At 64.0% G+C, this 18,341-nt stretch carries 11 protein-coding genes; 5 read left to right on the top strand and 6 right to left on the bottom strand.

The genetic code is table 11. From position 1 onward, the window contains the following. Position 1 precedes the first annotated feature (1 nt). A complete protein-coding gene (locus GEMMAAP_RS01895) occupies positions 2-1,246 on the bottom strand; it encodes a serpin family protein (protein WP_053333941.1) in 1,245 nt (414 codons plus the stop codon). A gap of 95 nt (positions 1,247-1,341) precedes the next feature. Further along, positions 1,342-4,035 (bottom strand): DUF5916 domain-containing protein, encoded by a 2,694-nt coding sequence (locus GEMMAAP_RS01890; protein WP_026849201.1) that lies wholly within the window; start codon positions 4,033-4,035, stop codon positions 1,342-1,344. 252 nt (positions 4,036-4,287) lie between these two features. On the opposite strand from GEMMAAP_RS01890, the gene GEMMAAP_RS01885 reads away from it, so the two are divergent. The 3 genes from GEMMAAP_RS01885 to GEMMAAP_RS01875 all read left to right on the top strand — a co-directional run bounded on the left by GEMMAAP_RS01885 (position 4,288) and on the right by GEMMAAP_RS01875 (position 8,248). Then, positions 4,288-5,364 carry a nitroreductase family protein gene (locus GEMMAAP_RS01885; protein ID WP_145978953.1) on the top strand — a complete coding sequence of 359 codons (1,077 nt, stop codon included), beginning with the start codon at positions 4,288-4,290 and terminating at the stop codon, positions 5,362-5,364. Further along, on the top strand, positions 5,361-6,815 hold the full coding sequence (locus GEMMAAP_RS01880; RefSeq protein WP_145978952.1) for a phenylacetate--CoA ligase family protein: 1,455 nt from the start codon (positions 5,361-5,363) through the stop codon (positions 6,813-6,815). Before GEMMAAP_RS01885 ends, GEMMAAP_RS01880 begins: the two co-directional genes overlap by 4 nt. 194 nt (positions 6,816-7,009) lie before the next feature. Then, complete coding sequence (locus GEMMAAP_RS01875; RefSeq protein WP_082820982.1) at positions 7,010-8,248, top strand: sensor histidine kinase; 1,239 nt, start codon at positions 7,010-7,012, stop codon at positions 8,246-8,248. Between the two features lie 129 nt (positions 8,249-8,377). On the opposite strand, the gene GEMMAAP_RS01870 is transcribed toward GEMMAAP_RS01875, so the two are convergent. From GEMMAAP_RS01870 to GEMMAAP_RS01855, 4 genes are read right to left on the bottom strand one after another with little or no spacing between them, the layout of a single operon-like run. Further along, positions 8,378-8,899 carry a hypothetical protein gene (locus tag GEMMAAP_RS01870; protein WP_158514689.1) on the bottom strand — a complete coding sequence of 174 codons (522 nt, stop codon included), beginning with the start codon at positions 8,897-8,899 and terminating at the stop codon, positions 8,378-8,380. 56 nt (positions 8,900-8,955) lie between these two features. Beyond that, entirely contained in the window at positions 8,956-10,128 is a 1,173-nt protein-coding gene (locus GEMMAAP_RS01865; protein ID WP_026849198.1) for a DUF4249 family protein, read from the bottom strand. 47 nt (positions 10,129-10,175) lie between these two features. Next, positions 10,176-12,467 carry a TonB-dependent receptor gene (locus GEMMAAP_RS01860; RefSeq protein ID WP_026849197.1) on the bottom strand — a complete coding sequence of 764 codons (2,292 nt, stop codon included), beginning with the start codon at positions 12,465-12,467 and terminating at the stop codon, positions 10,176-10,178. A gap of 21 nt (positions 12,468-12,488) precedes the next feature. Then, positions 12,489-16,487, bottom strand: a complete 3,999-nt coding sequence (locus tag GEMMAAP_RS01855) for an alkaline phosphatase family protein (protein WP_053333938.1) — start codon at positions 16,485-16,487, stop codon at positions 12,489-12,491. A gap of 227 nt (positions 16,488-16,714) precedes the next feature. On the opposite strand from GEMMAAP_RS01855, the gene GEMMAAP_RS01850 reads away from it, so the two are divergent. Continuing rightward, a complete protein-coding gene (locus tag GEMMAAP_RS01850; protein ID WP_053333937.1) occupies positions 16,715-17,797 on the top strand; it encodes a M35 family metalloendopeptidase in 1,083 nt (360 codons plus the stop codon). Beyond that, complete coding sequence (locus GEMMAAP_RS01845; RefSeq protein ID WP_145978951.1) at positions 17,760-18,338, top strand: hypothetical protein; 579 nt, start codon at positions 17,760-17,762, stop codon at positions 18,336-18,338. The genes GEMMAAP_RS01850 and GEMMAAP_RS01845 overlap by 38 nt, the downstream gene beginning before the upstream one ends. Positions 18,339-18,341: the final 3 nt, after the last annotated feature.

Raw genomic sequence — 18,341 nt, 5'->3', positions numbered from 1 at the left:
ATCAGCCCAACGGGTTGCGCACCACACCGGTAAACAGGATGGTGCCACTGAGCCGCTCGCGGATGAGAAAAACGAAGGGCCGGTTGAACACGTAGCCCACCGGTAACGACGTGCGCACCACGCCAACGACCGTGACCGCCGCAGCACGCGTCCCCTTTTCGTCGACATCGACTTTCACCGCGTGTTGCACGAAGTCCAGCTTGGTTGCCACGTTGGGCACCAGGCGCGGAAACTGCGCAGCCCCGTCGAACGCGCGTGCCATGCCAAGCGCCTGCAAATCACGGGACAGTTCCAGTGAGCCTGTGAGGGAGAAGCGCGGAAAGCGCAGCAGCTCATCACTGCCGGCCGGCCGCAGTCCGGTCATGACCTGACGCAGGCGGGTGGTGTCGAGCGTGGCGACAAAGGGGCCGATCGCCTGCGTCGTTGGCATGAGGACCAGCATGGAATAGGCGCTGTTGCCGTAGGCCATATCCACGGCCTGTAGCTGTTGATCCCGGAACCCCAGGTACCCACCGTCACGCGACATCATGGGAACCGTTACCGGTGTTCCACCTTCCCGCGAGAATGGAGTGGTCGTAGTGCGGGCCGAATCGAAGCGGTTACGCCACGACCCGGCGAAGTACACGGCATTGGCCAGGAGCATCACCAGCGCATCCGGCGGCTCCTGGGTCAGCACCTTGGGCACCATCCCGTTGGTCTCCCGGTTCCCCCAGTCGTTTACCGCATCGAACATGGCGCGCGGCGTGGGCTGGCTGCTTACGGGGGCCCCGAAGAAACGGCGCGCATCACTGACGAATCCGGTATCCGCCGTGAGAGGGGACCGCATCCAGATGCCGTTGACCAGCTTCACCGTGACACTCGCGTCCAGGCTCGGCAGCATGCTCATGAGGTCACGATACGCCACGTTGATGTCAGCGCGACTCGCACTCCCCCACCCCAGCGTGCGCTGCATTTCGCTCTGCGTCTCGTTCGCCGCGCCGTTCATGGTCATCCCCAGTGCCAACGACACGGAGAGTGGCGACAGCAGTACGTTCCCCGACTGCTGACTGGTGACACGCTGCAGCAGCCGGAGCGCGAAGTCATTGCCGGCCGTGATGGCCTGCTGCTCCGCGCCGCTCAACGCCCGGGGAAGCACTGTGAGCGAGTCCGTGACCTGGTCGCTGGGTGCCGTACCATTGGAGCAAGCGGACGCGAGCAGCACCGTAGCGCTCAGCAGGGCAACGGAAACACGGTGAAAGCGGCGCATATGGGGTGGGGACAGGGGAAATCGCGCGGGATTGCCGGGCTGTACCCGGTCAGGCTACCCGGCTGTCACAACGGCCCCATCTCGGTGGTCCCGGCTTACCGTACCCCGAACAGCCAGCTCAGCTTGGCCACCAGGAAATTGTCTCCGGCGGAACGCGTGGCGTCCAGCAGATCACCGGCACCAATGAGGCGACCGGTCGGGTCCTGGCCAGCCCGGCTTTGCTGCCAGATCAGGAACGCGGTACTTCCCGGCAACCACTCCCAACGCAGCACGAGGTTGGAGCGAAACGAGAGCCGGTTGAAGTCGAGTGCTGGTAGTGTAAATGTTGACGCGCCATCGCGCACGGTTCGCGTGCCATCGGGGTTCACCATGACGGAGGTTCCGCTGGCCTCGGTGCCATACACACGCTGCTCGGCGCTGCGTGGGGCCGACAGCTCCCCATGATCGTAGAACCGGCCGCTGGCGGCAAACGGTTCGGCGTACCCTTCCACCGTGAAGTTGGGCGTAAAGGCATAGTTCAACCGAAACCGCGCCGAGACGGTACTGCGCTCAATGGACGAAAAGATGTAGCGCTGGTTGTAGGTGGCGCTGCGCCCGCCACTGCGCGTTGCGATGTACTGCCGCCCGTCCACCACCCGCGACCACGTGGGGTCCATGGACGCCTGCCAGCGTGAAGCGGGACGTACCGTGAGCGTGGTGGACGTACTCACACTCCATCCGCCAAAGGTGTCGTCGAAATAGGTGGTGCGCGCCGACCAGGTGGTGGGCACGTTGGCGCGACTGTTCAGCGCGGCGGTGAGTTGATAGCCATTGGGTGTGGCCATCAGTGGCCCACCTCGCGTGAGATCGTCACTCTGCGACCCCATATGCAAGGTCACGCCGGCACTCACCCGCATGAAGTTGTGCAACGTGGCGCTCGCGTTCTCCGAGACGCGCCAGTACTGGCGAATGCCCCCGTAGTTCCACCCCGCCTGTGTGGCCGTGCCGAAATTGAACAGCCGCACATACTTGTTGGGTTTGGTATCGCGCAGCTGCACATCGGCGTTGAAATCGATATCGTCGCCGCTGCGCATCTGACCGGCATCGTTGATTTCAAACTCCGGGGAACGGGCGGAAATCTGGATGCCACCTAGCGTAAACCGGCCGGCGTTCTTGTCCAGACGCAGTGATGCGCTGTTGCCAGTGAGCGAACGCCGTGTGCTGTCAAACGCGATGTGCTGCTGGTCAGGGCGCTGAAAGAAGTGCGCACTGTTGCGTTGCAGACGAGTAATGGCGGCGGTGCTTCCCGACACATGACTGCCGCCTACCCATCCGGTGATCTCGTACATGCCCTGCTTGTAGCGCAATTTCCAATCGATACCACCGGCCACGGCGTTGCCCGGAAGGAGCGCCTCCAACCCGCCACGGCTATCCAACGCACGCTGCACGGACGTCAGTGACACGCCCACGTTCGATTGCTGCGACCCAAACTCCTGTTGCAAGCGCATCACGCCGAAGGAACTGGGCGGTTCCACCGCGGTGCGCCCCGTGGACTCGTCGGCCGCTGTATAGCTCCGCGCAAACTCGCGCGGTGTGAGCGCGGCCAGCGCTCCAACGGACAGCCCCGACTTGAGGCGGCCCGTGACCTTCGCCGCAGTCGTAATGGTGGTATTTGTTGGCGTATCCACGTAGTCGCCCTGTACCGACCCTCTCGGCGGCGCTCCAACGCGGCGGCTGTAGAACCACGTGGGGCGGCCAATGAAGCTCTGTCCACGGCCGGTGAGCAGTTCATTGCCTTCAATGAAGAACGTCCGCCGCTCTTCAAACACCTGCTCGAACGCGGTGAGATTCACAATCGCCGGGTCCGACTCCACTTGACCGAAGTCGGGGTTGATGGTGGCATCCAGCGTCAGATTGGGCCCCAATCCCACTTTGAGATCACCACCAAGACGGGCCCCATAACGATCCAGAAAGGGGTTGGCGCGCGTGTCGGCAGCGCGATAGGCCACTTCGGTAGCGATATACGGGAGGACCTCGACGCGCCGGGCGGGCGCTAACCCTCGAATACCTTCCAGGCGACCAAACCGCGACGAAAACCCCGCCGCATCAATGGGAATGAGCGCCCACTGAATCCGTTCGGCCTTGTCAGCCACATACCGTGTCAGTTGCATCCCCCACGTCTGTTCACTGGCCGCATTGAACCGCAGCTGCGAGAAGGGGATGCGCATCTCCGCCGTCCAGCCCGTGCTGTCTACCTGTGTCCGCGCGCTCCAGATGGGATCGAATTGGAGTTCGCGTCCGCTGTCTTCACTATCCTGGGAGTGATACGCATCGCCCCGCACGCCTCCGGATGACACCGTGAAGCTGTATGCCGTGCGGCGATCAAGGTAGGTGTCCAACGAGACCGTAAACGTCTCCGCATCGCTCTCGCCGTCCCTGCGGGTCACCGACGTGCGAATAGCCGCCGGATCCTGGCGTCGGAGGTGCGCTGAGACATACAGTGCGCGGTCGTCGTACAGCACGCGCACCTCGGTGCGCTCCGACGGGATGGCGCCCTCATCGGGGATGCGCTGGACGAAATCCCGTAGTGGAGTGGCCGACTGCCAGACCGGATCATCCAGCGCGCCATCAATGCGCGGCGCCGCGCCTGACAGACGGGTGGCCTGAGCCACCTTGGGCGCGCGCGGTACGACGCTGGCTGCGACGGGAGCAGACGGCCCCGGCTGTGCCTGCCCCGTGGCCGTACCGATCGAAAGTGCACAGGCCACCACCAACGTGCTGCCAACAGAACACCAGGAAATGCGCAGCACAGTGGCCGGGAGGCGGGAAATGTGACGGAATATTCAGGACAACCCCAAGGACATCTACGTCAGACGGCGTATTGGTCCCCTTTCGCAGCGCCCCGATACTGCCACTCGTAGGTCGCCCCGACGCCGCGCCAGTTCCGGCGCCGTTCGTGGGCGGCGCAGACCCTGGGAGGCGGCGTGCAGCGACGGGAGTTCCTTCGATCAACGGGCGCGGCCTCGTCAGCGTTGGCGCTGGCGGCCTGCGCACCTCGGTTGGTGAAGCCGCCCGTGTGGCCTACCACCCCGGCCGTACGTGCCACCGCCGACCACGACGGACGCTGGGCCGAGGCGCTGCACTACGCCCGTTGGACACCGTCGCCCCACAACATGCAGCCGTGGCGGCTCCGGTTGCTCAACGCCTGGCAGGCCGAACTCTGTTGCGACCCCGATCGCCAGCTACCCAATACGGATCCGCAGTCGGCGTTCACCATGGTCACGCTGTCCATGTTCGCCGAGCACCTGGCCATAGCATTTGCGGCGCAGGGGTATGCCCTGTCGGCCGAGTTTGTGGATGCGCCCATCGACTACACGGTGCGGGCGCCCGTTCTGGTCGCCATGCTGTCGCTCGAGCCGCTCCCCAAGCGCCTCGATGCCCGGGCCCGACGCAGCGCCCTCTGCGAACGACAGACCTCACGTCTCCCCTACGACGGCAGCTGTGTGCACAACGAGGTGCTGGAGACCATTCAGCGGCGCAGTGCCACGGAAGGCCATCAGTTTGGCTGGACACATGACCGGGCACAGGTGCGCGCTGGCATAGCCATCAATCGCGACGCCGTCTTTGCCGATATGGACAGTGAGGTGGCCCGCACGGAACTGCGCCGCTGGATTCGTCCGTCCGATCAGCAGGCGCAGGCAACCAACGACGGCCTCTGGTCACGCTGCATGCATTTCCCTGGCTGGTTGCTGCGGGACTTCTTCGATAACCATCGCGCCTGGCAGCACGGGGCACGGGCCGCGCTGGGCAAGCGACTGCTCACCCACGGCATGCGCGGCACCCGGACGCTCGCCTGGTGGTCGGGGCCCTTCGTCACGCCTGCCGATTGGGTACGGGCCGGCCGGGTCTTCGCACACGCCTGGCTGCTCTTGTCGGAAGCGGGCGTGCACCTGCACCCGTTCGGTTCGGTGGTCACCAACCCGGACGCGCATCAGCGGTTTCTCTCCATGCTCGGCCCGTCCAGACCTGCCAACACCATGTGGCTGCTCGCGCGCATGGGGTACAGCGACCAGCCGCCACGCAGCCTGCGGATTCCGACATCCGCCATCTTCCTGAATGACACGGAGCAGTTCTCATGACTTCGGTACCTGATCGTCTGCTAACGGCTCTGATCGATGGCTTGCACCACTCCGGTCTCTGCCGCTCTGTTTTGCTCCTCCCTGGCTTTGAACGACTACGCTGGGCCATTGGCCGCGCTGGTGTACGGGCCCGATTTGCCCAGGCGCGTCGCCGGGTACCGGCCTATGCCACCGTGGTGAACGAACGCGCAGACGCAGGGATTCCCATGACCGACAAACGCAGCTACGTGCAGCGCTTTGCCATCGGTCAGCGGTGTATGGATGGTGTTATTCCTGCGCACGGCGTGCTCTTTGACGAATCATCGGGCAGCAGCGGGCGACCGACCTCGTGGGTCCGCGGTACCGCAGAACGTCGCGCCAATGCCCGCACCATTCGCATGGGACTCTCGCGCCGGCTCGTGGGATCTCGTCCGCTGCTTTTCATCAATGCCTTCGCGCTGGGTCCGTGGGCCACGGGCATCAACCTCACCATGGCGCTCTCCACCATGGGGCATCTCAAGGCCCTTGGTCCGGATATCGACAAAATCGCGCACACGATCAGGGAGTTTGGTGAGACGCACCATCTCGTGGTGATGGGCTATCCCCCGTTTCTCCGGCAGTTGCTCGATCGCGCCGGCGTGAACTGGCATGCCTTTCAGGTTTCCTTCATTTACGGCGGCGAAGGGATGAGTGAGTCCATGCGCGCCCTCTTTCAGCAACGGGGGGTTGCCCGGGTGTACGGATCGTATGGCGCGTCCGATCTTGAACTCAACATCGCGGCCGAAACGGACTACACCATCGCCCTGCGCCGCCTGCTACAGGCCCGCCCGGAGATTGCGCGGGATCTGGTGAAGCAGCAGGGCGCACTCCCCATGCTCTTTCAATACAATCCGGCGGAATTCTTTCTCGAGACCACACCGGATGGCCAACTGCTGGTGACCATCTGCCGCCCAGGCTATCTGGCGCCCAAGATTCGCTACAACATTCAGGATCTGGGGCACGTGGTACGCCACGCGGAAATTGCGCGGGTGCTGACGGCGCACGGTGTGGACATCACCCAGCTGGCGCCAGAAGTACTCGATTTGCCCGTACTCTTTCTGTACGGACGCGCCGATCAGAGTGTGAGCTGGTACGGCTGCAAAATTCCGCCTACCGACGTGCAGGATGCCATCTGCCGCACGCCACAGCTGGCCTCGCGCGTTGACGGGTTTCAGCTGGGGACCACCGAAGACGCCACGGGCGACAAGCGGCTCGTGATTGCCGTGGAAGAGACGTCCGCACCACACGACGCTTGGAGCGCCGCCGACGATGAGGTACTGCTGCAGGCCCTCGCTACCGTGAATCAGGACTTCCGGGAGTCACTCCGCCTCGCGCCCGCCGACCGCACGCCCGAAGTACACGCCTACGCCGCCGGCGCCGGTCCTTTTGCGAACAGGGACGTACGAATCAAGCGTCAATACGTGGCTTCGTGACCGTGTGCGTTCCTAGTTCGTGAAAATATTCCCGGAATTCTCGCCATGGCATCTCGGAGACACCCTACGTGCCCATGAATTGGTGGCCATACGCGTATTGTGACTCGACGAACGAGGGGCTCCGATAGATACTCCAGTATTGCGGCGTGTGCGCACGCGGATATTCCCCCCTCGGCCCCCGGTCCCGTCGTCACATGTCAATGCGACATATGCTCGCCGAGCTCGCCAATCTCAACTGGCCCGGTCTTGAGAGCGAACTCTCCGCGATCGCCGAACGCACAGCGCAAACGCTTCGCGTTGAACGTGTAAGCATTTGGCGCTACGACGATACCCGGGCGACGATGCGCTGCGTGCTCTTGTGGGATAACGGACTGCAGCCGCTCCCCAGCACCGAGTTGTCTTCCATAGATACTCCGAAGTACTGGGCGGCATTTCACGAAGAGCGGTCACTCGTCATTACCGATGCGCGCGTGCATCCGGCCCTCGACGATCTGCGCACGACGTACATCGAACCACTACGCATTGGCGCACTCCTCGACAGCGGCATTCGCGCCCGTGGCCTTGCCCTTGGCATTGTGTGTGTTGAGCAGCGCGACGTACCGCGCGACTGGACGTTCGAGGAACAGGACTTTGTGGCGTCGGTTGCGGACCGCGTAGGATTCGCGTTTCTGCTGGATGCCGAGCGGAAGCTCACGGAGCAATTGCAGACTGCGCAACGCATGGAGTCGCTGGGGATGCTCGCCGGAGGCGTTGCCCACGATTTCAACAACATCCTCAGCATCATCCTTGCCAATACGGAGGTCGCGCTGGAGGGGGTGGCGCGCGGCGAGAATGTTGCCGATGAGCTGATGGCCATTCTCGATACTACCCGGCGCGCTACGTCACTGACGCGCAAGTTGCTCGCGGTGGCGCGCCGCGACGTCGTTCACCCGCAACGGATAGACCTCAGCGAGGCCATTCGCGCGTTCTATCCCATGACCCAGCGCATCGCGGCGCCCGGTGTGTCCGTACAGCTCGCGCTCACCGAATTGCCTCTGGCCGTTTCCATCGATGCCACATTCCTTGATCAGCTGCTGCTCAATCTGGTGACCAACGCCATTCAGGCCATGCCCGCGGGCGGCACGGTGACCATTGAAAGTGGAATGGTGGAGACGCCTGGCCCATCGGCGTCGCTCTCCACGGCGCCGCAAGTCGCCCTCCCCGAAGGACCGTGTGCCCGACTCGCCGTACGCGATACCGGTGTGGGCATCCCTCGATCCCAGTTGAATCGGATCTTTGAGCCGTTCTTCTCCACCAAGGGGGAACGCGGGACCGGCCTTGGCCTCTCGATGGTGTATGGCGGTGTGCAGCGGCACGGCGGACACATTTCCGTGGAATCCGAACCAGGGGTATCCACCGTATTCAATGTCTTTCTTCCGCTGCTGCCGGTGTAAGCGAAGTTCGCGGTACGGGCCAATGGTAGGCTCCGATTCATTGCCGACGAGCCAACGCCGGGTCGTGTGGGTCATGAAGGACGGCGCCGTTGTACTGGACAAACGACGCGCCCCCTGACGCGCTTTTCGCTATTTCTTCCCCGCCTGCACGGCATCGTTCCACGAGGCCGTCACCGTAATGCGCATCCCCTCCGGCGTGCGCACGAACACGCGCGTGGACACCCCGGTCAGTGTATCACCGGGCGACGGCACGCCAATGTAGCGGTAGTAGCCGTACACCACACCGGGGGCTATGGGCACCACCCGCATCTCGCGCACAATGAGAGTATCAGGCCACGCGCTGTCGGTAATGGCAGGCCACCCGGCGTATCCGGTTTCCAAGGCATTGGGCGAATGGCGTACCAGGCGCTCCGTATGCACATAGGTCGCGAGATAGCGCGGCTTGTTACGCTGATGAATGGCGGCAATGTTCTCGCGGAAAGTGGCGAGAGCATCCGCCGAGTCCCGTGCCGCCGTTGGTGCGGTTGCACGAGCTGGTGCCGCGGCTGGGGTTGATTGTGCCGAAGCCACTGGTGCGGAGGCGATGCCCAGCAGGACCAGTGCCGCCGCAGCTACCGCGCGGCTGAAACCCATGGTGTGGCTCGCTGTCATTATCGTTGGCCGTGCAGGAGTGTTTACGGGCGGGTACGCGCTGTGAACATACGTGACTACCGCACAATCCGCCGGAACACCCGGGGGCCGGTAGTCGCAAAGCGGGTATCGTAGCTGCCCACGAGTGAATCGCCGGCCAGTCGGGCGCTCAACACGGATACCGTGTCCGCACTCGAGGCTGCCGCCAGCGTCACGAGACGCAGGGTTTCTCCGCGCAACGTACCGAGCAGATACCGCCGCGGAGTCGTCACCTCGCGACCGCTCACCGAACTGACGGTCGGTCCGGCCACGTCCACCCAGAGATCCATCTCGACAACGCCGCCACTACTGGTCGTCCCGCGCCAGCGCGCATCCAGCGGAAAACGCTGGCGCTCGGTCACGCTTACCTCTCGGCGCAGCATATTCACCACACTTCCGAACAGGCCAATGCCGCCACGCACACTGCTGATGAGCCCTGTCCCGCCAAACGGATCGTTGCCTGAGCGATTGTAATCGTAGAAATTGGCGTCCACGGCCACCACGCTGGCGATCTGGACAAAGCCGGGAAGCCAGACGGAGGGTAGTCCATCGGCAAAGAAGTTTCGCAGCCCTCCCCCCAGCGTGAACTGGGTAGAGTCGGCAAAAAGCGCCCACGGTCCATACGGCGTCTCCACGCGAATGGCGTAGGTCCGTGCATCACGCACCGCGGGCCAGCGGAGCTGCAGGGTATCGCGGCCGCGATCAAACAGGACCGGCGTGGCCACTGCGCCAGCGCCCGGCGTCCACCCGGCCGGTGCCCCTGGCACCAGCGTGGTTCCGGTCACCTCGCGCCCGTCACCAGTACGGACACGAAGCTGGTACCGACGCCCAGGCTGGACGGCGAGTGCGGCCTGGGGCACCACGTACCGGCCCGTGCCCCGTGTTCCAACCAATGTTTCAGCGGCACGCACGCCCACACTGTCGCCTTCGGTCAGCAAGCGGACCTCAGCGCCGGAGATGGGAGCACCACCGGCTGTCCGAATGGGATCGAGCGGATTGAACTTGAGATCGTCATTGATGTCAATTCGTCCCGTAAGCGACGACTCGACGAGAATGACCTGTTCCGTGACATCGGGATTCAACACGGCGTGAATGACAATGGCCGCCGTAGGCGATGCCACTTCCACCGGCGTAGACTCACAGCCTGTCAGCACCGCCGACAGACAGCCGGCGGCGGCCACCGTGGCGGCATGCCAGTGCGTGTGCCACAATCGGTGCAGCAGCCTACACCACGACTCATGAACTAACCGCCGAGGATTCACCATGAGACCGTCACCCCCGCCGTCGGGATGAAGGGAAACTGCGAGATGGCGGTACGTGTTGGCGGGTTGTCGCTGTAATCGAAAAAGTGGGTGAACACATTCCGCGCGTTATACGCATTCACCAGCGACAAATACGGCGCCCAGGTCCGCTTGCCCGGTTTGGTGCGCGTGACGCTCAGATCCATGCGCTGGAAGAGCGGAAAGCGAGCACCGTTGCGCACGCCGCCTATGGGTTCCCTCGGTACTTCCTGATTTCCCGTGCCGAAGCTGTTGGTGATGGGGTCGTAGCGGCGTCGGACCAGCTGCCCTACGACATCCGTAAACGGGGTGCCGGTGCCCACCCCCAGTCGTGCACCATAGCTCCACACGCCACCTGGCCGGAACGACGTCACCACATTCAGGTTGTGCCGACGGTCCTGCACCGGTGCGAAGCGCCCATCGGCGCCGTTGCGCCAATTCACGGCGTAGGAGTACGCAATCCATCCGGAAACCCGCGCGCTTTCCAATTGTCGCACCAACACATCGGCGCCGTACGACTGGCCCGTAGTCACAATGAACTCATCACCCAGCACATCGGGATCGTTGAACAGATTTGAGGACGGAAGGTCGTTGTAGCGCTTCACCCATGCTTCGAGACGCACAAAGCGCTCTCCCCCGAACCACTGTTCACCTCCGAGACTCCCCTGCCAGGCCCGCGCCACCGGGGTGTTGCGATCGGCGGTGAGCCAGAAGTCGAAGATACGAATGGGTGCCTGCTCATTGCGAAGCGCAGGCGTCCACTGCGTGGTGCTTCCACCAGCCACGGTGAGCGCAAGGTTGGGATTGGCAAACCACTTGAGTGACAGCCGCGGCGATACTCCCGCCCATCCCGTGCCCGTTACCGTTTCTCCCCGCAGACCTGCGCGCGCCACCACGCGACGCCCGCGCACCGTGTGATCGACATACACGGACGCCGCCGACGGGCGCTGCCCCACCGCCAGAATGGGATCGCTCGACGCCGCGGCGGTCACGTCATAGCGGGTGCGCAGCCCCGACCATTCATAGCCCAGCAGCGTCTCCTGCGCGCCACGCCAGCGCGTCACTTCTCCCCAGGCCCGCGAATCGCTCAGGCGATTCACAAACCGAAACGACCCCGAGCCGAGATCCAGCGTCGTCCCGAACCCGGTCCACGAGAGACGCTGCATGACCCGCGTAGAATCTCCGCCCCACCGCGCGCCGAGCGGCTGCGTGTACGCCACGCCGAGCAGGGAGTTCCCCCAGTCAAAGAGAATGTCGCCGCCACCAGCTTGTGTGGAATCGCCGAACGCGGCCAGCGAGGCATCCAGCACGTCTTTGCCGCGATACATCGTCGCTGACAACGTGCCGCCATTGCGCAGCTGATGACGCACATGCGCCTGCATATCGGTGAAATAGTACGGCAGCTGCCGCTCACTCAACAGCGAAACAAAACGGTCCGCATAGGTGCGCCGTGCCGCCACGTTCCAACTGGTCGCTCCCCGCACGGTGCCGCCCAACGACAAGGTGCTGGCCAGCACTGAGACTGACGCCGCCCCGTGTACGCCACTGCGCGCTTCGGCTTTTGGCACCACGCTCAGAACAGAGGACAACCGGGAGCCGTAACGAGCCGGAAACCCGCCGGGCAGCAACTCGAACTCCGCCACGGTTTCATCAATGAAAGTGCCGAACAACCCACCAAGGTGAAATGGATTGTAAATGGGGAAGCCATCGAGCAGCACCAGATTCTGATCGCTCTCGCCACCGCGCACATTGTAGCCCGCGGTGAAGTCGTTGGTGGCGACCACCCCAGGAAGCAGCTGCACCACGCGCAACACATCGGGCTCACCGATAACCGGTACACGCTTGAGCGTCTCGCCGCGCACCGTGACGACGCTGGGACTTCCCGACAGCCGGAACTGGTCGCGCTCCGTTGCGGCCGCCGCCACCTTCACCGCCTGCAGCTGCGCGGTGGCGGGCTGCAGCGGGATGGTCACCCGGGTCGTATCACCGCGGCGAATGGTGATGGACAGCGTATCCGTCCGATAGCCCAGTCGCCCGACCACCACACGGACGGGGCCAACGGGCACCCCGGATAGCACAAAGCGGCCATCGTCCGTCGTCAGGGTGCCCACGCGGGTTCCGCGAAGTACCAGCGTGGCCGATCCAATTGGCACTTCAGTGTTTGCCTCAACCACTCGGCCCTGCAGCACCCCCAGCGAATCGACACGCGTCGCGGGGGGCTGCAGCGCCAGGACCCCACTGAGCAGCGCGATACAGTTAGTCAGCAGCACGTGATGGGGTAGCCTGGACCATCATTTCCGCACGAACGACACACCGTCCATCTCCTTGGCCACCTCGGCCGGTATCTGAATGCGCATATGCTGCAGGATGGAGGGAGCGATATCCACAATGGCCGCGGATCCACTCGTGAAACGTTCACTCAGCCCCGACTTGTTGGTGACAATCCAGGTGGTTCGTTCCCGCGCGGATTGCAAACCATGCCCTTTTCCTGTCCGGGGATCACGCCCATGATCCGTGGTGACCACAACCATCCAGTCTTCGCCCAGCGCCTGCCGCTGCTTCACCGCGTTCCAGATGCGCCCCACCAACACGTCGGCCTGCCGCACCGCCGAGTAGAACGCCTCACTGTCACCGTGTGCATGCCCGGCATCATCGGTGTGTTGCAGATACACCCATGAGAGATCCGGACCTTGTGACGCAATGAACGAGGCCGCCTCGGACGCCACCCGCTCATCAATGGCGAGGATGTACCGAGAGGCGGCATCGTGAGGAAACGCCACGGTGTCTTTTTCAAACCCATCAACGGCGTGATCCAGCCGGAAGTTGCCGGCAGCGGGGCGTCCCTCACCAACGAGGACCGTGCGGTTATCGAGCCAGGTGGAGAACAGCGCAGTTTTCCGGGACGGATCAACCGTCTCAACAATGCGGAAGATGTTCCAGTACGCATAGTTGGGGGACTGGTTGCTGTTCCCCCGGACGTTGTGCTTGTTGGCCCAGGTGGCCGTGAGCAGGCTCATATAGCCAGGCGCCGAGACGGTAGGTGTTTCGGTGGCGCCACCAAGCTCGCCACCCACATGCGCCCGCGCGTACCCGCCGGCCTTCGCAATCTCGTCCAGCATGGGTGTGGCCACGCGCTCAACCACATCAGCGGGGATTCCGTCCAGCAATATGAAGACCGCCTTTTGCTTTCCCGGCGCGACCGTTGGAGCAGCTTGCGCCACGCCCGACTGCGACGCCGCCACGTTGAGCCGGCCAAGCATCTCTCCCAGAATCGTGTTCGCCTGCGCCCGCAGCCGCGTCCACTGCGTTGCCAGCTCCTGCGCTCGTGCCACCCGCGCTGCACTGGGACGTCCCTCGGCAGAGCCACTGCCATACCCGCCATCACCGACCAGCGTACCGTACAGCGTCTGGTATTGCACGGCGAGTCCGGCGGGAACGACGGGCCCCGTGGCAGTGGCAGCGCCCGTGGCACGTTCAATGGTTTCCGCCGCGCGAATCACAGTGTCAGCAAGGGCCACCACGGCGGCCACCCCGCCGGCCCGCGCCTTGAGTTGCGTGGCCCGCGTACGGACGGCGCGCAACGAATCCAGCGTCTTCGTGAGCACCGAGATGGTATCGCGTACCGCCACCGAAAGCGCATACTGCGCGTTGTAGTCTGCCGGCGTATGGCCAGCGGTGGGATTGGGCACAATCCGCAGCGGCCGCTCTTCAACCATCCCGCCAGCTGATAGCCGCACCATGTACTGCCCAGGGGGCATTTTTACTCCGCGCCCCCCAGCGCCAAGGGGATCACGTGCCGAACGCGGCCCCGGGCCGCGCAGGTCCCACACCACACGATGTGCCCCTGCGCTCGAGGGCGCCTGCTGAGCGCGCGGGAGCGCACTGTCCGCGCGCCACGCGCGTACGACCTGACCAGCGGCGTCACGCACCTCCAACGCGAGCCCCGGCTGCGCCTGCGCCAGGGTGTACTGCAGGTGCGCGCCAAACGGACGGTCATCCGGCAACACCAGATCCACTTCCTGCAGCGCCACGCCAATAGCACCACGCTCGGCAGGACGAGGGGTGAAGAGCCGCATGGTGCGCGAAGCGCTATCCGCAGCAAGCTCCCGTAGCGGCGTCAGATCATCGAGCACCCAGAACGAACGCCCCTGCGTGGAGATCACCATGTCACCACGATGGAGCTGAAGGTCGGTTATGGGTGAGCTGGGCAACGTGCCCTGCAGCTTGCGCCATGAGGCGCCGTCATTGAGCGAGGCGTAAAGGCCGAATTCGGTGCCGGCATACAGCAGCCCTTTCCGTTCTGGATCCTCACGCACCACCCGCACGAAGGCGGAGGCGGGTATTCCGTTGGCACCAGCGCCAAGCCGTACCCAGCTCCGACCAAAATCATCCGTGCGCCAGATGTAGGGCGCAAAGTCGTCCATGCGATACCGGTGTACCGCCACGAACGCCCGCCCCGGCGCGTGGGAAGACACCTCGATGCGATTGACTGTGGCGAAGCGCGGCATTTCAGGCGGCGTGATATCACGCCAGGTAGCCCCATGATCGCGTGTCAGATGCACGCGCCCATCGTCGGTGCCCACCCAGATCGTGCGCGCATCGTGCCGTGAAGGCACCACACTGAAGATGGTGCCAAACATCTCCACGCCCGTGTTGTCGGGAGTGATGGGACCGCCGGCCCAGCGCTGCACCGTGGTATCGTTGCGCGACAGATCGGGCGAGATGCGCGACCAGGTATCACCAGCATCCCGACTCACATAGAGATACTGACTCGCATGATACACCGTGCGCGGGTCGTGCGGGCTTACCACAATGGGCGCTACCCACTGCCATCGGTCGCGCAACACACTCGGCGCCGCCTGCTGACTCTCCAGCCCCAGCCCAACGCTCACGCGCGAATCGCGGGCCACATCATAGCGGTTGAGGTTCCCACCGTAACAGCCACCAAAAATGATGCTGGGCTGATCGGGGTGCAGTGCCACCGGCCCCGTTTCGCATCCCGCCGCATAGCCCCATTCCTGCTGCGGCCTGAGGGTGTTGCCCAGCCGACGTGACGGCACGCTGATGCTGGAGTTGTCCTGCTGCGACCCGTACACCCGGTACGGGTGCTGGTTGTCAACCACGACCTCGTAGAGCTCGGCCGTGGGCTGATTGTACATGGTGCTGAACGTCCGGCCATCATTCAGCGTGACCACGGTACCACCGTCATCAGCGAGGGCAAAAATCTGCGGCGTACGCGAATTGATCCACAGGTCGTGCGTGTCGCCGTGCGGTACGGGCAGCTGCGTGAACGTGCGACCGCCATCGGTACTACGCAGCAAAGGCGTGTTGAGCACCCACACCTTGTCGGCATCGGTGGGGTCAGCCACCACGTGACCGTAGTAAAAGGGGCGGGAACGCACGCGGGAATCATCAGAGACGCGGGTCCATGTGCTGCCACGATCATCGCTACGATAGAGACCACCTTGCGTGGCATGCTCCACCAGCGCGAACACCCGGTCTGGATTGGCCGCCGAAATGGTGAGCCCCACTTTGCCCACCATGCCCGTGGGTAAACCACCACCCAGTTTGGTCCAGCGGTCACCACCATCCGTGCTCTTGTAGACGCCGCCGGCGGGGCCGCCAGAGATCATCGTCCACGGTTTCCGTTCTGCGCGCCACGCACCCGCATACAGCTCGCGCGGATCGGCCGGGTTGAGTGCCAGCGACACCGCGCCGGTGGAGTCATCGAGCGCCAGCACGTGCTGCCAGGTGGCGCCGCCGTCAGCGGTGCGAAACACCCCGCGCTCACCATTTTTGCCAAACGGATGCCCAACTGCGGCCACCCACGCCATGTCGGGATTGGTGGGATGCACAATGAGCTCACCAATCGCCCCCGATTCGCGCAAGCCGCGGAACAGCCAGGTGCGTCCGCCATCGGTGGAGCGCCACACGCCAGTACCAACGGACGAATTGCCGCGAATGGACGCCGAGCCGGTACCCACCCAAATGACATTGGGGTCGCTGTCTGCCACATCAATCGCGCCAATGTTGCCGACGTCCAAAAAGCCGTCGGTCATGTTCCGCCAATGCGCGCCGGCGTCATCGGTTTTCCAGACGCCACCGCCGGTGGTGCCCATATAGAACACATGCGGTTGCTCGGCGATGCCAGTCACCGCCGTGGCTCGCCCCCCACGATGCGGGCCAATCATGCGAAAGTTGAGTGGCACAAGCGGCTCGTGTGCCACCTGTGCCGCCAGGGGTGCCGCCAAGGCGGCCCCACACATCAACAAGAGCCCAACACCCTTCATAGCCAACCTCTGGAGGCATGCCTGTGAGGCAGCGGGGCGTTTGCCGCCGCCGGACCAGTTCCGAAGCGAATATCTCGACCACCGAGCCGTTCGACCAGCATGTGCCTGATTCGGTACCAATTACATACCAACGGGACTTCTCGTTGCTTTTGTGGGACCAGCCGGTAGAATAGCGTATCGAGGCGGCGGCAGCGGCCGCGTCTCACTCCCCTCCCTCGGAGCGAATTGTGCACGCTACTCGTCGTAAGGCGCTTTCCGCCGCCACCGCGGTTCTCCTCTTCTCTCTTGGCTGCAGCACCGATCGCTCCACGCTGACCGAAGCCCCGCCGTCGCTGGACGGCGCCTCAGCCCAGTCGCGCAGCGGACTCGAGGTACGCGTGTCACTGGCGCCGGAGCAGCGCGGCAATGGCCCCGTGATGGCCCGTGTCACCGTGACGAATCTCACGGGTGCCGCGGTGGAGATCTCCGAAACGGAGCTGCCCTCGGAGGACATGGAAACGGCGCAATTCGTGGTGATGCGCAATGGCCAGCAGGTGCGGTACGAAGGACCGCACATCAAGCGCGGACCGGTCATGGCGGCGGAAATGGTCCGCATCGCGGCTGGGGCCACGCTCACGTATGACATTGAGCTGTCGCGCGCCTACGACTTGGCACAGGATGGCAGCTACAGCGTGGAGTTCCAGAGTCGGGTTGCCAGCAGCGCGCAGCCCAGTCTTCGCTCAGCGCGGCAGGACGTCCGGTTGTACGGCCGTACACTGGCCACCAACGGGATCTCCACCACCGGTCTCTCCTCGCTGACCAGCCTGATCAGCTACTCCAAGTGCACCGTGACGCAGCAAACACAGCTGGTGGCCGCCCTGAATCAGGCGGCCACGTACGCGGCGCAGTCCAAAGCGTACCTGGCGGGCAACACCCTCGGCGACCGGTATACCTGGTGGTTTGGAGGCGTGACGAGCGCCAACGCCACCATCGTACGCAACAACTTCACCGCCATCGACAACGCGTTCGCCACCAAGGCCATTACCGTCGACTGCGGCTGCAAGAAGACGTACTACGCATACGTGTACCCGAGCCAGCCGTACAAGATTTACGTGTGCAGGGCGTTCTGGAGTGCGCCGTTGGCGGGTACTGACTCGCGTGGCGGTACGCTCATTCACGAAATGAGCCACTTCAACGCTGTTGCCGGCACCGACGACTGGGCCTACGGCCAGAGCGCGGCGCGCAGTCTGGCGCTCAGCAATCCGCTTCGCGCCATCGATAACGCGGATAACCATGAGTACTTCGCGGAGAACACGCCGCAGCGGCAGTAGTGTGGTGCTTCGGCTCACGCGGAACAGCCTTGTCGCGCTGGCCATTGCCATGCCCGTCAACGTGGGCGCCGCTGAGCCTTCTGCTGCTCCACCAGTGATTGTGTGCACCGTGAGTGTGCCGTCGCTGGTGGAGCGTGGGCAGCCTGTGCTTTTTGCCGTCACTCTGCATAACCGCAGCCGAACGGCACGCGCGTTGCTCAACTGGGGCACACCGTTCGAAGAGGCGTGGCTTCAGCCTTTCGTTGAGGTGGAGCGCGACGGACGTCCGGTCCCGTACGGAGGCGCCTCCGTAAAGCGTGGCGATCCCGATGGCGATGAATACGTGCGCTTGGGCTCCGGTCAGCGACGGACCGCAAACCTGGAGCTGAGCGACGTGTTCGACTTCAGTGTGCCCGGACGCTACACCGTTACCCCACGCCTGGTGCTGCACGATGTGGTGGCATTGCCGGCGGCATTGCCGCGCCCACGCGCGCAGCATATCGCCCACCCGTTGGCGTGTGGCGGGGCGCAGGTCATTGTGGTGCGGTTGGCGCCAAAGTAGCGC

Origin of the sequence: Gemmatimonas phototrophica (genome assembly GCF_000695095.2) — a bacterium.
Taxonomy (GTDB): Bacteria; Gemmatimonadota; Gemmatimonadetes; order Gemmatimonadales; family Gemmatimonadaceae; genus Gemmatimonas; species Gemmatimonas phototrophica.
The sequence above is the reverse complement of the archived record's forward strand: the minus strand, read 5'-3'. Positions and strand labels throughout refer to the sequence as shown.